This window comes from Lactobacillus sp. B4026 (assembly GCF_026535825.1).
Taxonomy (GTDB): domain Bacteria; phylum Bacillota; class Bacilli; order Lactobacillales; family Lactobacillaceae; genus Lactobacillus; species Lactobacillus panisapium.
Map to the genome: position 1 here is coordinate 14,927 of NZ_JAFNPD010000011.1, position 14,632 is coordinate 29,558.

Consider the following 14,632-nt stretch of genomic DNA (forward strand, 5'->3'; position numbering starts at 1 on the left):
CAAAACCTATCATATCATAAATTAAGTATTTATAAGCTATGGTTTTAATAACTTAATGCCCGATAACCATCACCACGCCAATGTTTAATAAAATTACTTGTATTAATTGATGCTTTTTTTCCAGTCCATGGATCATTGTAATAAAGTCGTTTCTTATAATATCCAGTTAACGTTAATGCATGATTGGAAAACCCATCAATGCCACTAACCCACACGACGACTAAATGTGAGCGCAAAAGCTTATTCTTTATTGCTGTTAAACTTGCCCCAGTCATTACTTTTGCCGTTCCAAGATATTTTTTAACAACTCCTTTAATACCATTAGGCGCTACCCAATATCCTGCTGGATATTTTTTATATGGTGAGCCAATAAACCCTTTATTTGGATTACTGCTTCTCGGTGTTAAATTAGCAACTTCAGTTTTCGAAACAGGAACACCCGCAAAATTAAGCATCATTGTAACAGCCGTCATTTCACATCCAGTTGGTAATTGTGGTCTCTGCGATATTGCAGCTGCCTTGTTTTTTACACCAATAATATTGCCGTTTTTAATCAAATATTGGGTTTTAGGTGTTGCAATAGACGTCTCGCTTCTTTTGCCATCATCTAAATAATAACTGTAACTTGCTTTATGTGGTGTCTTTCTTACACCACTCAAGCGCTGACCGTTTTTATTGAACAAATAATATGAATTACCGATTTTAATTTGTCCAGTTACCTTTTTGCCATCTTGATAATAAGATGTTGCACCATTTTCCGTTACCCAGCCTTCTAAAGTTTTAGATGACTTTGAACCTAAATTAGCTTGTTTTTTTTGCGTTTTATTAGCAACTACCTGCGTTTTTGGCGCCTGAGGCTTATTTGTTGCGGCACTTACAGAGTTAGCCGTACCAAACTCAAAAGTCGTAATTGCTGTTAATAATAGTAGCCAAAATCCTTTTTTCATTTGTTTACGCTTTCTATTTATCTAAATTACTTACATTATAAAGGATGACCAATAGTAATTGTAGCTATGTAAATAAAAAAAGTAATTTTGCCTGTTACTCAAATTGATTTATTTGCTCTATTATTATCCTGATAAAGCTTGACGAAAGACTTGATTAGTTAAGTTACCAAATAGAAGAGAATGTTGGATTAATTGCATCTGTCTTACTTCCAATCTTTTTTATGAATTTGTTCTCGACAGTCAACTTCAAGTTCTGCCGGCGCAAGTAATCATTTTCTTTTTTCAGACGTTAAATTTCTGGATCCTGTTTGGTCATCAAAACGTAGCCTTTTCTGCTTCTTACTCGTTTTTGTGATACTCACGTAGTCAATTGTGGAGCATACCGCGATTTTAAAGCCTAAATCAAGCGATACTTGATAGGCAGTTTCATGTCAAATTAATATGCGCTGAAGAGCCTGTTTCTTAAAGTCATTAAGGTAATTAGTGTAAGGTTAGTCTAAAATTACTAAGCTGTAACGCTTAATGAGAACAAGTAAATATTTAATGTCAGCCGTACTAGTACCATAACGTTGACTGAATTTTTCAGGCCTGATAATTCCACCGAAGATTTAAATTTTATCTTGTTTAGATAATTTAGCCATAATAAAAACCTCGAAGTTGTCCTAGCTTCGGGGTTCATATCACTTAAAGCTGACTATCGAGAACGAATTTGTAAAAAAATTGTGCGTCTTAGTCGATCAGCGGACCAAGAACCGCAAGTCCCGGAAATAGCCCAGGCAGTTACTCAACTAGGACGTGAGCTTAAAGTCAGCGTAACTTTTATTCTTGCTACTATTAATGCCAATTCCAATCTACCCCATCTATCCCGTAGTAATTACTACTACACTTTAAAGAAGAAGGACAAAGATCGGGATAACCAAGAAATAATGGCTGAAATCAAAGCTATCTACGAAGAACACAAGCACCGCTATGGCTACCGGCGCATTACTGTAGAGCTTAGACGTCGTGGTTTATTAGCCAATCATAAAAAAGTGCAGCGCTTAATGAACAAACTGAAATTGTGTGGCATAGTCAGTAAACGCTGGCGCAAATATAATAGTTATCGCGGTACCCAAGGTCTAATTAAGCCTGACCTGATTAAACGTAGCTTTAGTACGATTTATCCCAATCACAAATGGTATTCAGATATAACTGAGTTTAAGCTCAATGGGCAAAAGACCTACTTATCACCGATCATTGATGGGTGTACCCAAGAAATTATTTCCTATACCATTTCTCGCAGTCCTAATCTTAAACAGACCATGGATATGTTAAAAAAGGCCTAGCACAAGTATCCAGCACTGAACGGCTTGATCTTCCATACCGATCAAGGCTGACAATATCAAAACTACAGATTTCAAGCATGGCTGGAAAATCATGGCATTAGCCAATCAATGTCACGCAAGGGTAATTCGCTTGATGATGGTTTAACGGAAGGTTTCTTCGGCATACTTAAACGAGAAATGTTTTATGGGTTTGAAAAGCAGTTTAAGAATCTCAATGAACTGGAAGACGCAATCAGAGACTACATTGAGTATTACAATCAAAAAAGAATCAAAATCAAACTAAAAGGACTAACTCCGCTTGAATATCGGAAGTTAGTCCTCAGTTAGCAGCTAATATAAAGTGTCCTAATTTTAGGGTTCACATCAAAGAGTGCTTATTATCTATTTTTCTTTAACATCATTCGAAATATAATTTAATAGTGAATTGCCAGCATCAGAAATATAGTACTCAGTTTCTTTTGGTTCATAAAAATTATTAAAATCCAAATTTGTAATTTTTTCTTTAATTAACCCGTTAGTTATATTATTTTGTAAAATATCCTGCTCACTTAGTTGAGTTGAATACTTTTTCTTTAGTTCTTCAAAATCCTTAGATAATGACTCGGATTTTTCTATTTTTCCTGATTTGCTATATTTTCTATATAAACCTAGCAATTCAATCGAAATATCAGGAATAAAGGTTAAAATGGTATTAAAAAAGCTGTTCTGTTGATAATCCTTATTTTTTAAAGTAGCGACATTTAATATAGCATTTGCTAAATATTCCCTTCTTTTTTTATAAGCAGCTTTCAAATATAAATTAATTAATTTTTCTAAGTCATCTTTTATTAGTAAAGAATCATCTACAGGAAGATTTTTTAATTTTTCCAGATCTTCCTCTTTGATATTTCTTAATTTTCTCTCTAACGGGTCAAACCTGTCCGAAATTTCTACATCACTTATAGTTTGATTGGAGGCTGCCAATATAGCTCCCCAAACAGGAACATAATTTTCCACAAATTTGTTAAGTAAGTTTTTTGTAAACCCACTTAAAATTTCTTTTTCTGATTTTTTGTTTTTCATATAAGAAAGTCTCCTGCATATTTGCTTTAGAATAATAAAAGTACAAAATTGCTTATTAAATATAAAAGTTATCTTGTCATTCAATTATATAAGAATATTTTTTAAAGTCAATTTATGACAAAGAAGTAAATAACCATTAGTTATAAAAATAGTATTGAATTAATAACTAATCCATATCAGCCCAAAAATTCCACTGGATACCATAAAATATCCAAAAGAACGTTACGGGAATCGAACCCGATGCTAATAGGTCTAATCCTATCTAATTAATTCTTTGATTTCCTTTTTAGTATGCTGTACCAAGAGCTTAACAACTTAACGCTCTGACACGCTCGCTACGTTTCCCGGGATGCTGGCACTCTTTAAAATCAACCCATAGATCATTGCATGTCTATTGCGGCGTCGGGAATCGAACCTAGCTACAGCCATTACCGCAACTATCGCCAATGATATCTACTCAAATTTTCACACACACATAAATGGGTGGTTTAATAATGATAAAAATTTTAGTTTTGCTGTCATTTCGGACGAAAACTTAATAGCTAATTAAGAATTAGCCTAATCTTTCGACTATATTTATTTTGGCATTTTTCAATCTTATTGCGTTCCTCAAGATTTTGTCAAATCTTCCTTGTAAATTCTTCCAGAATTTTTTGATATATTATCAACTTAACTTTATCATCAAAACCGAATTTTTCTTGTGCATTATTCCAGCTTTCAACAAACTCATACAGTGCTTTTCCCAATATTTAGAATAAGCATTATGACCGATATGAATGTCTTGTCTGACTTATCACTCTTTTTTAAGTTCTAAATACTTACTAATTAGTAATTGTGGAGAGACTCCTCTAGTATGGAGCATTGCATATTTAATCGCTTGCAGTGCAGTTAATGCAGCTAAGCTATTAACCATGCCTACTTCTGCGTGATTAACCCCATTAGTATGCATCGGAGCCTCTGACAATTGTGGGCTTGATAGACTAACACCAGCACGCAAGCTCAACTTTTGGCATTGCTTATAGAGAAATATATTGGCATTCTCCGCTGTAGCTTTAATATCTGGATCTGTCCAGAAACCCATTTGCTCCATCTAATCTAATCCTTTCGTGATAATCTTACGGTGTGAGATGTATTGATAACCATTTTCAAGCTTTCTCCACGGCATTAATTCTGGTAACCGTTCCAATTTATACCCTTCGTTTTTCAGATAACGTCTGGTATATTCAAAGCAATCACAGCCATGATGCATTAGCATGCCTTAATTTCGATAATTTCCAGAATAAATTAGCTGTCCTGTCTTGCTTACTATTACCTTATATTTGAAATGTGGTTTTGCGCTAATGTGTAGCTTTTTAGCTATGTACCGAACCTTTTTAATTGGAAGCCCAATTTGGCCAACAATTTTGTCAAAACCATATCCTTCATTCAGCATATCTGCAACTAATTTCTCGTCTATAATCAGTGAAAGCCGTTTACTTTCAGCTTCTGCAGCAAATATTAATTGCCTTATCTTTTTTAGAGTTAGATTACTCTCTGGCACATGAGTAAGCGATCCAAATTGGTTTTCTAATTGGTGAATTAGATTATAAAGTAATTGTTATTTTCTTTCTTAAACAAGCTCTTTAATTTATTCAACAAAGTCTATTTAATTAGCGTAAAGATAGACCAATTTTAGCAGGACTACACTTTAAAGCTGAAATAGATACAGGTTTGGGAGACGATACCATTTAAGTTCTATCGTTAGTTGCATATTTAACTCCCCATTCTTTTGTTAAAATTATTTATATGAAAGTAGGTAATTAAATGACTGAAACTATCAGAACTGAACGCATTCTTCTAAAAAAACTAGCCAAACGCAAAATAATAAAACCTAATGATCCAATAATTACGAAAGACCCTTATTTAATCAAAGACCTTCAAAATAAGGGGCTTGTTAAAATCGTTTCGAGTACAGCAATTAGAACCCTTACTACATATACGAATGATTACGCTTACGCTCTTACTCCTGAAGGAGAACACTATTTTCAAAAAAGGCATGAAGAAATTAAAAACTTTCTATTTAAAAGCGTTTTAGTTCCCATTGTTGTATCTGTTTTAACAGCTTTATTAACTACCCATTTAATCCCATTTATTTAACGTATATTACAGCCAAGTTAAGTAAAGTAGCGATTACGCTTACGAAAATTGGAATTAAATAATTACCAATAACTTTTCTATCAAACATTTTGATTTTCATCTAAGCTAATGTGTGATTCTTGTTTTTTCGACAATCTTAAAATTCGACATTATTTGTCACTCCATTCTAAACAATTGCTTCAAGCCACTTTTAATTGTCCACAACACCTGCAACATGAAACCTACGGTAATTTAATTTTTAAGAGAAATAAATGAGAAACAAACTAATAATGGCAACAGCTGTTGTTTTACCAACCACTAATTTAACAGCTTGTAGCGGAGCTAACAATGATACCCAAGGTGGCACTACAGTAACGAAAAGTTCGAAAAGAGCTAGCAGACTAAAAATTAAATTACTACAAAATTGGCGACACTATAAAAGTCAGCAAGTTTGAATATACGCTCCAATCTGCTGTTACTAGCACTGAGCGTAATCAGTTTGAAGAAAGTAAACCAAAAAATGTGATTAATATTACCTATCATGTGAAAAATGATGGCACGGAGTAACCTACCTATAGGCAGTAAAGTGGAGGCCTAAGGACCAGACAATATCAAGCTAAAGAGTTGCCCAGTTGATCACACATCTCTTGATTCAATTGCGCTGGGTAAAGAGGCCATTGTCTTTGAAGGATTTGGTTTGAAAACATTAGGTACATTTGAGTTTCGACTTAAGCCAATTGGGGATTTTGATTCTAAATCCGCAAAATTCAAAGTTAATATTAAATAGAAAATGCAAACAAAAAAGCTCTTAAGAACTGGTCTGGAAAATTCATTCTTAAGAGCTTAATGAAAGTGACTTCAGGTTTACGCCTTTAGTCTATTTAATTTTAATACAAACTGGGATAATTTCTAAATATGGCTAGAGCAAAACGATGCAAAACATGTCAAGCTCGTTTTTGAGAAAGGTAGTGCTAACATAAGACATAGCAAAACTAAAGATGGGTTCAAAACAAAAGCAGGAAATACAGACTAGATACCTGAAGCTAGATCTAAGCATAACTCAGGTATTAATATCGTTTAAAATCCCGTATTTGCATAATGTTTCTGAAATTGGTATAAGATATATTGAGAAAAATCAATCCGTCCAAGCACTAAAATGAAATACAGAGCCGCATATCATCATCTACAAAGATACTGGACTAATAAGAGTATTACTCGTAATGATTGGCAAAGGTTTATAAATCACTTAGATGAAACCATATCAGCCGGTACGATCAACAATAATTGTACTTACTATAAGGCTAGCGTATGAAAAGCCGTAAAAGATGGCTTATTTACAATTGATTTTACGTATGGCACTAAAATAGTTGGCAATAACAAAAACACTCGAAAAGACAAAACTCAAATTCTACCTATTTCAGAAATTAATGAAGTGAAAAAAAGAGAATGAACTAAAAGTTGAAGAGAAGTTGAATGATTTATTTTTTTAAAAAGTTGAAATACAAAAAACGCGCATCTGCAATTCGCAGATACGCGTCTTTTTATTTAGCTTGTCCAGTTGGACCGTAACTATTTCAAAGTTACTGAAGCACCAACTTCTTCAAGCTTAGATTTAATGTCGTTAGCTTCGTCTTCAGAAACGCCTTCCTTAACGTTCTTAGGAGCGCCATCAACAAGATCCTTTGAGTCCTTAAGGCCAAGTCCAGTGATGTCACGAACAACCTTAATAACCTTAACCTTTTCTTGACCAGCTTCAGTCAATTCTACATCGTAGCTTGACTTAGCAGCTGCGTCACCACCAGCAGCACCTGCAGCAGCAACTGGAGCAGCAGCAGAAACGCCAAATTCGTCTTCAATAGCCTTTACAAGGTCATTTAATTCAAGAATTGAAGCATTCTTTAAGTCTTCAATAATCTTTTCAGTATCTAAAGCCATATTTATATATCCTCCGAAATATTTTTATTAGATATAAATTACTATATTTTATTCAGCAGATTCATCTTTTGAATCAGCAACAGCTTTAACAGCGTATGCGACGTTGCGTACAGGAGCTTGTAATACAGAAACAAGCATTGATAGCAAGCCTTCGCGTCCAGGAATAGCAGCAAGAGACTTAATGTCTTCTTTAGAAGTCAACTTGCCTTCTAGCATACCACCCTTAATGTCGATTACATCAAAATCATCTTCATATTTTGAAACAATACGAGCTGGTTCTGTGATGTCATCAGCATTATCAGTATAAACAACAGCAGTAGGGCCAACAAAAGCGTCATCAAGACCTTCAATGCCAGCCTTAGCAGCAGCACGTCTTAAGTATGTGTTCTTAACAACCTTCATCTTAACGTCGTTTTCACGAAGTTCCTTACGCATGTTAGTAACTTCTTCAACAGTCAAACCAAGGTAATTAATTACTAAGATAGCTTTTGCAGATTTAAGTTCTTCAGCAAATGCGTCAACGAACTTTTCTTTTTCAGCAATAGCAGCTTTACTCAATCGAATTCACCTCCATAAAATTCATTAATAAATTCCATAAGGCCTAAAAAACTCCATGCCAAGCAAGACATGGAGCATTAAAATCTTCATTATCTTCCGGCCTCGGCGGGAAATTAAGGCGTTGTGCCACCCGAGTCTTAGGTAGAATTTACTTTATTAACTATAACAGGATTAATATTTAATTGCAAGACAATTATTCCTTTTTAGTCTTGCTATTTTTCTTAGTCGTTGCTTTAGCCTTAGTAGTTTTTGTCCTTTTTTTCGCTTGTGTTTTTTTCTTATCAGCACTAATTAGTTCAAAAAGTTCACCGGATGATTTGTAAATTACCCAACTTGCTAAGTTGACAATGTGATCGCTAATCCGCTCTAACAATCTAATAATGACAAAGTAACTGGCTGAGGCGACGGCAACATTTGGATCTTGCTCAACACCATCAATAATCATTTGCCGGGCTTTGCGGTAATCTTGGTAAACATCTTCATGTCCATTAAGCATTGACCGAGCAGTGTTTTCATCATCTTGAACATAGGCAGTCAAAACTTGAATTAACATTGTCCGAACTTGATGAGTCATGCCAGAAATGATTTTTTCAACTTCGGAAATCCGTGGGTTACCTTTAACACGAACAGTTTCAACCGCAATACTATTGGCATTTTCACCGATTCTTTCCAAATCAGTTGTGGCCTTTAAAATACTAATTACAACGCGAAAATCTGTAGCGACAGGTTGTTGTAATGCCATTAGGTCGAGTGCTTTTTTCTCAATCTTAATTGCTTCTTTGGCCACAACCTTATCTTCTTCAATCATTTCCTGCGCCATCTTTTTATCGTGATCGACGAATGACCGGGTTCCCTGGTCAATTAAATCATTAACTTGGACACCCATTTCCATAAATTGCGTGTTTAGCTTTTTCAGTTCGTCTAAAAATATTTCGTGCATAATCCACCTCCATAATTAGCCAAAACGGCCGTTAAGATAATTACTAGTTATTTCCTTTTCTGGTGCCAGGAACATCTGCTCAGTTGTACCAGATTCAATCAATTCACCATTCATTAAAAAGGCAACTTGATCAGATACCCGACTGGCTTGCTGCAAATTGTGCGTAACCATGATAAAGGTATATTTTTTCTTTAACCCCATCAAGGTTTCCTCAATTTCTGAGCTAGAAATTGGGTCTAGTGCCGAAGTAGGCTCATCGAGTAAAACCACTTCTGGTCTTACCGCTAAAGCCCGCGCAATACAGATTCGCTGCTGCTGCCCACCAGAAAATGCAAAAGCATTTCGTTGCAAGCTGTCTTTGGTTTCCTCCCAAATGGCTGCTTGTTTCAAGCTTTCTTCTACTCGCTGTTCAATCAGCTCTTTGTCTTTGATGCCAGCGACACGCAAGCCATAAGCAACATTATCAAACACCGAAAACGGAAACGGTGTTGGTTGTTGAAAAACCATGCCTACTTTTTTTCTTAAAGCCACTAGATCCAAATGAGTTCGATAAATATCTTGCCCTTCCAGCAAAATTTTGCCAGTGATCTTAATATTTTCAATATCATCATTCATCCGGTTCAAGCACCGTAAAAAAGTTGACTTACCACAACCCGATGGGCCAATCAGTGCCGTCAGCTTCTTAGTTGGAAAAGCAAGCGTAATTCCGTGCAATGCTTCAAAATCGCCGTAACTTAATTTAACGTTCTCGGCTTCCATGATATTTGTCATTTTACCGCTCCTTTAGCCAAAACTACCCTGAATATACTTCTCAGTGATCTCGCCTTGCGGATTAGTGAAAATGTTAGTAGTCGTATCGTATTCCAGTGCATGTCCCAAATGGAAAAACGCGGTATACTCACTAATTCTAGAAGCTTGCTGCATATTATGCGTAACCATCACCATTGTGTATTTTTTCCGCAACTGCTTTAACGTATCTTCAAGCTTAGCAGTTGAGACCGGATCAAGCGCACTTGCTGGCTCATCTAAAAGCAAAATTTCTGGTTTTAACGCAATTGCACGTGCGATACAAAGTCGCTGCTGCTGTCCACCTGACAAAGCTAAGGCACTTTTATCCAATTTGTCTTTAACTTCGTCCCATAAAGCAGCAGCCCGCAAGCTTTCTTCAACTATCTGGTCTAACTTTTGCTTGTCCTGTTGGCCATTTGCTTTTAAAGCGTAAACAATATTCTCCCGAATTGATTTCGGGAATGGATTTGGTTTTTGGAAAACCATCCCGATTGCCTTACGTAATTCATAAACATTAATCTTTTTCTGGTTAACATCAAGATCATGAAACATAATCTTACCGTCTACCCGAGCAACCCGGTCATTCATCCGGTTCAGAGAACGTAAAAATGTTGATTTACCAGAGCCCGAGGCACCAATTAAAGCAGTAATGGTATTTTTCTTAAATCCAAGACTAACATCAAACAACTTTTGAATTGTACCGCCATAAAAGACACTTAAGTCCTCTGTGTATACGGCACAATCTTCTTCAGGAAAAGTCTTAATGTAAGTCTTTTGCGTTTGCCAATTTTCCATAAAAAATTCCCTTATTTAATTTTAGCGGCCGTTAACCGATTATAGAGCCAATTACCAAGAGCCCGTGCGCCAAAATTAAAAATAATTACAACAATTACGAGCAAAGCTGAAGTGGCGGCTGAAACAACATTAACGTCGGGAATAATTCCTTCCGTATTAACCTTCCAAATATGAACAGCCAGAGTTTCAGCAGGACGCATTACGTTTAAAAAACTGGTTGGACTGAACATATTCCAATTAGAATAATCAACCGTTGAGCCACTTTGACCTGCCGTATAAATTAGGGCAGCCGCTTCACCGAAGACACGACCAGCACTAAGAATTACACCAGTAATGATCCCTGGAAGAGCAGCAGGTAGAACAACTCCACGAATTGTTTTCCAATTAGATAGCCCCAGTGCCCAGCCAGCTTCACGCTGCGTTTGCGGCACACCTTTTATGGCTTCTTCAATATTGCTAGTTAAAATAGGTAAATTGAAAAAAGTTAGTGCCAAGGCACCAGCAATAATCGAAAAGCCTAAGCCAAATTGAACTACAAACAGTAAATAACCAAATAACCCAACAACAATTGAAGGCAGTGAGCTCAAGATTTCGATTGTTGTTCTGATTAGTTGCGTTAACCAGTTATCAGCTGCATATTCGGCCAGGTAAATTGCTGCTCCCAAAGCAATGGGAAGAGAAATTATTAGCGTCAGCAATAGCAAATAAAGTGAATTAAATAATTGGTCTCTAATCCCACCGCCTGCTTCAAACGATGAAGAAACGGAAGTTAAAAAGTGCCACGATAGGTGCGGAACACCAGAAATTAAAATATTTCCGATAATACCGGCCAAAAGTAAGATTACGATGCCTACTAAAAAGTAAATTACACAAGTAGCAATCCGATCATTTCTTTTTGAATTCATAATGCCACTAACTCTTCTTTCCAATTAAGTGTACTAAAAAGTTGAACACTAACGACATAATCAAAAGCAGCAATGCCAGTGACCACAAAGCATTATTAGGTAAAGTGCCCATAACGGTATTACCCATTTGACTAGTCAGCTGACTGGTTAAAGTGGCAGCTGGACTCACTAGGTTATATGGCATTAATACGGCATTTCCGATTGCCATTTGAACTGCTAAAGCTTCACCAAAGGCCCGTGCCATTCCAAAAATAATCGCTGTCATAATTCGTGCGCGAGCAGCCCTTAAAACAACATGAAAAATGGTTTGCCATTGGGTTGCACCAAGTGCAGCGGATGATTTGCGCAATTCTTTTGGCACTGCCTTAAAGGCATCAACAGTTAATGACGTAATCGTTGGTAAAACCATTACGAATAAGATTAATGTTGCCGTTAAAATACCAAATCCAGTTCCACCAAAAATTGTCCGAATAGCTGGTACGACCACGGTTAATCCCAAAAAACCATAAACAACTGATGGAATTCCAACTAGTAATTCCATTACGGACTGAAGAAAGTTAGCCTTTTTACCAGATTCATATTCTGTCATAAATAAAGCAACGGCAATTGCAAAAGGCGTCGCAATTATTGCTGCCAGTAAAGTTACTGCAAATGAAGTAACAATCATTGCTGCCGCACCCACGTGCTCAGGACCGGCACTAGGATTCCAATCCGAAGAAAATAAAAAGTGGAAGATATTTACTTTATCTGTAAAGAAAGTGGCAAGACCATGCATTCCAACAAAGCCGATAATTGCCACAATCAAGACTCCGATTAAGACGATTGCCAAAGCGGTCAAGCCTTTGCCCCAGCGCTCCTGCCTAGTTTCTTTGGATGGCTTAGTCAAACGCGCAATATCGATATTACGGGGATTAATGCCCTTAATCTTAACATGAGGAACTTTTTGCTGAGCAATCGCTTGTTCAACAACCTCTTGCAAATCTTGTTCTTTTTTAGCCATATTAATTACCTAATTTCGTAATTTTATTTTGACTATCACGATAAACTTTCATTTCATGAATACTAAGATAGCCAATCTTTGGAACCAAATCTTTTTGGACCTTTTTGCTCAATACATATTTAATAAAGGCAGCCGTTGCTTTGTTAGGCTCTCCTTTAGTGTACATATGCTCATACGACCATAATGGCCATTTGTTAGTAGGAATGTTCTTATTAACTGGCTGTACATGGTTAATGCTAATTTTTTGAATGTTTTCATCATTAGCATACGGGAAGGAAATATAAGAGATGGTTCCCGGCGTCGAATTGACGATTTTCTTAACCGTACCGTTAGAATCCTGTTCTTGTGAATTAATGGCATCCTTGCCCTTTAAAATCAAGTCTTCAAAGGTAGTTCTAGTACCACTACCACGAGAACGGTTGATGACAATTATTGGCAGATTTTTACCGCCAACCTGGCGCCAGTTTTTAATCTTACCGGTAAAGATATCTGCTAATTGCTGGTTAGTTAAATTTTTAACCCCTACACCCTTATTAGCAATAGGTACAATCCCAACGATTGCAACTTGATAGTCCTTCAGTTTCTTTTCGTCGATTCCCTTTTGCGTTTCAGCAAAAACATCCGACGTACCAACCTGGACGGCCCCCGCTTGTACTTGACTAAGTCCAGTACCAGAGCCACCACCTTGGACAACAATATTACTGTCAAGATGGGCTAAATGATAGTCATTGCCAGCTTGCTCAATTAACGGCTGTAAAGCACTTGAGCCTACGATTGTGATTTTTTGGCGGTTTTGACTGCAACCAACTAAAAAAAGCGGCACAAACAAAAGGATTGCCAGCAATTTGCCCACATTATTTTTACGCATGATAATTCCCTCAATTAGACAATTGGATTATGCTTTAGTTTAACAAATCTTTTGCAATTGATAAATAATAAACATCAAAAAGTCGATAAAAAAAGCAACTCGCCTAAACGGCAGAGTTGCTCTTTAATTGTTATTTATTAGTCCAAGTTTAATGGATCAAGCTTGATCCCTGGGCCAAAGGTTGCAGCAACTGCAACACTCTTAATGTATTGACCCTTAGCTGCTGATGGACGTGCACGTAAAATAACGTCACGAAGTGCATCAAAGTTTTCAATTAATTGTTCATCAGTAAATGAAACCTTACCGATAGCAGCATGAATAGCAGCTTGACGATCAACACGGTATTCAACCTGACCAGCCTTAACATTCTTAACGGCCTTTTCAATGTCCATTGTAACAGTACCGGTCTTAGGGTTTGGCATCAAACCTTTAGGTCCTAATACACGACCCAAACGACCAACTTTAGCCATCATTGTTGGTGTTGCAACAACAACGTCAAAGTCTAAGTAACCATTTTGAACTTTTTCAACTAATTCGTCTGAACCAACTTCGTCAGCACCGGCAGCCTTAGCTTCTTCAGCTTGTGCACCTTCAGCAAAGACAATAACCTTTTGGGTCTTACCAGTACCGTTTGGCAAAACAATTGAGCCACGGATTTGTTGGTCAGCTTGCTTAGGATCAACGCTCAAGTTGTAAGAAACTTCAACTGATGCGTCAAAGCCAGCATATGAAGTTTCTTTAACAAGCTTCATTGCTTCAGCAACTGAATATAATTTCTTTGAATCTACTTTTTTAGCAGCTTCTACATATTTTTTACCATGCTTTGGCATGTGATTTCCTCCTTAATATGTGGTCAAGCGAGCCAATGGCTCTCCCACCTAAATTGTTATAAATAACAGGATTAGTCTTCGACTTCGATACCCATGCTTCTAGCAGTACCTTCGATCATCCGCATAGCAGCTTCGACATCAGCAGCGTTAAGGTCCTTCATCTTAGTTTCAGCGATTTCCTTAACTTGATCCTTGGTTACCTTACCAACTTTCTTGGTATTAGGTTCACCAGAAGCCTTGTCAATTTTAGCAGCTTGCTTCAGAAGTACTGGAGCTGGTGGAGTCTTAGTAACGAATTCGAATGAACGATCTTCGTAAACTGTAATGACTACAGGAATAATCATGCCTTTTTGGTCAGCAGTTCTAGCATTGAAGTCCTTAGTAAAACCAACAATGTTAATACCTGCTTGACCCAAAGCAGGACCAACTGGAGGTGCGGGTGTTGCAGCACCAGCTGGTATTTGTAATTTGACAACGTTAATAACTTTTTTTGCCACGGTCAAAACCTCCTTGATTCCGTGCGTGGTTAGAATGGAAAAGTTACCTACTTTTCCTCCCACAAT

General features: G+C 36.8%; 16 protein-coding genes, 1 pseudogene and 1 other annotated feature. Of the genes and pseudogenes, 3 read left to right on the forward strand and 14 right to left on the reverse strand.

Features of this window, described 5'->3' with window-relative positions:
- Positions 1–44: 44 nt before the first annotated feature.
- Positions 45–947, reverse strand: coding sequence for a C39 family peptidase (locus J3U69_RS08840; RefSeq protein ID WP_267413751.1), 903 nt, complete (start codon positions 945–947; stop codon positions 45–47).
- A 668-nt stretch (positions 948–1,615) separates the two neighbouring features.
- Here J3U69_RS08840 and J3U69_RS08845 point away from each other — a divergent pair.
- A pseudogene (locus J3U69_RS08845) lies at positions 1,616–2,599 on the forward strand (IS3 family transposase); the annotation flags it as partial.
- A 54-nt stretch (positions 2,600–2,653) separates the two neighbouring features.
- Here J3U69_RS08845 and J3U69_RS08850 read toward each other — a convergent pair.
- From J3U69_RS08850 to J3U69_RS08860, 3 genes are all read right to left on the reverse strand, one after another.
- Positions 2,654–3,334: a hypothetical protein gene (locus J3U69_RS08850; protein WP_267413753.1), complete on the reverse strand. Its 681-nt coding sequence runs from the start codon at positions 3,332–3,334 to the stop codon at positions 2,654–2,656.
- Between the two features lie 793 nt (positions 3,335–4,127).
- Complete coding sequence (locus tag J3U69_RS08855; RefSeq protein WP_267413755.1) at positions 4,128–4,415, reverse strand: hypothetical protein; 288 nt, start codon at positions 4,413–4,415, stop codon at positions 4,128–4,130.
- A 177-nt stretch (positions 4,416–4,592) separates the two neighbouring features.
- On the reverse strand, positions 4,593–4,874 hold the full coding sequence (locus tag J3U69_RS08860) for a hypothetical protein (protein ID WP_267413757.1): 282 nt from the start codon (positions 4,872–4,874) through the stop codon (positions 4,593–4,595).
- 263 nt (positions 4,875–5,137) lie between these two features.
- Here J3U69_RS08860 and J3U69_RS08865 point away from each other — a divergent pair, with 263 nt between their 5' ends.
- Entirely contained in the window at positions 5,138–5,470 is a 333-nt protein-coding gene (locus J3U69_RS08865) for a hypothetical protein (RefSeq protein ID WP_267413759.1), read from the forward strand.
- Positions 5,471–5,721: 251 nt separating this feature from the next.
- Positions 5,722–5,904 carry a hypothetical protein gene (locus tag J3U69_RS08870; RefSeq protein ID WP_267413762.1) on the forward strand — a complete coding sequence of 61 codons (183 nt, stop codon included), beginning with the start codon at positions 5,722–5,724 and terminating at the stop codon, positions 5,902–5,904.
- A 1,114-nt stretch (positions 5,905–7,018) separates the two neighbouring features.
- Here J3U69_RS08870 and rplL read toward each other — a convergent pair.
- From rplL to rplK, 10 genes are all read right to left on the reverse strand, one after another.
- Positions 7,019–7,384: a 50S ribosomal protein L7/L12 gene (gene rplL / locus J3U69_RS08875; protein ID WP_103752459.1), complete on the reverse strand. Its 366-nt coding sequence runs from the start codon at positions 7,382–7,384 to the stop codon at positions 7,019–7,021.
- 48 nt (positions 7,385–7,432) lie between these two features.
- Positions 7,433–7,942 carry a 50S ribosomal protein L10 gene (gene rplJ, locus J3U69_RS08880; RefSeq protein ID WP_103752458.1) on the reverse strand — a complete coding sequence of 170 codons (510 nt, stop codon included), beginning with the start codon at positions 7,940–7,942 and terminating at the stop codon, positions 7,433–7,435.
- Positions 7,943–7,977: 35 nt separating this feature from the next.
- Positions 7,978–8,102, reverse strand: a sequence feature (ribosomal protein L10 leader region).
- Between the two features lie 33 nt (positions 8,103–8,135).
- Positions 8,136–8,882: a phosphate signaling complex protein PhoU gene (gene phoU / locus J3U69_RS08885; RefSeq protein ID WP_103752457.1), complete on the reverse strand. Its 747-nt coding sequence runs from the start codon at positions 8,880–8,882 to the stop codon at positions 8,136–8,138.
- A 15-nt stretch (positions 8,883–8,897) separates the two neighbouring features.
- Positions 8,898–9,653, reverse strand: a complete 756-nt coding sequence (gene pstB, locus J3U69_RS08890; protein WP_267413765.1) for a phosphate ABC transporter ATP-binding protein PstB — start codon at positions 9,651–9,653, stop codon at positions 8,898–8,900.
- A 12-nt stretch (positions 9,654–9,665) separates the two neighbouring features.
- Entirely contained in the window at positions 9,666–10,466 is an 801-nt protein-coding gene (gene pstB / locus J3U69_RS08895; protein ID WP_103752455.1) for a phosphate ABC transporter ATP-binding protein PstB, read from the reverse strand.
- 11 nt (positions 10,467–10,477) lie between these two features.
- A complete protein-coding gene (gene pstA, locus J3U69_RS08900; RefSeq protein ID WP_103752454.1) occupies positions 10,478–11,371 on the reverse strand; it encodes a phosphate ABC transporter permease PstA in 894 nt (297 codons plus the stop codon).
- Positions 11,372–11,378: 7 nt separating this feature from the next.
- Positions 11,379–12,371, reverse strand: coding sequence for a phosphate ABC transporter permease subunit PstC (gene pstC / locus J3U69_RS08905; RefSeq protein WP_103752453.1), 993 nt, complete (start codon positions 12,369–12,371; stop codon positions 11,379–11,381).
- Position 12,372: 1 nt separating this feature from the next.
- Positions 12,373–13,239 (reverse strand): phosphate ABC transporter substrate-binding protein, encoded by an 867-nt coding sequence (locus J3U69_RS08910; RefSeq protein ID WP_103752452.1) that lies wholly within the window; start codon positions 13,237–13,239, stop codon positions 12,373–12,375.
- 137 nt (positions 13,240–13,376) lie between these two features.
- Complete coding sequence (gene rplA, locus J3U69_RS08915) at positions 13,377–14,069, reverse strand: 50S ribosomal protein L1 (RefSeq protein WP_103752451.1); 693 nt, start codon at positions 14,067–14,069, stop codon at positions 13,377–13,379.
- A gap of 71 nt (positions 14,070–14,140) precedes the next feature.
- Positions 14,141–14,566, reverse strand: a complete 426-nt coding sequence (rplK, locus tag J3U69_RS08920; protein WP_034980336.1) for a 50S ribosomal protein L11 — start codon at positions 14,564–14,566, stop codon at positions 14,141–14,143.
- Positions 14,567–14,632 lie beyond the last annotated feature (66 nt).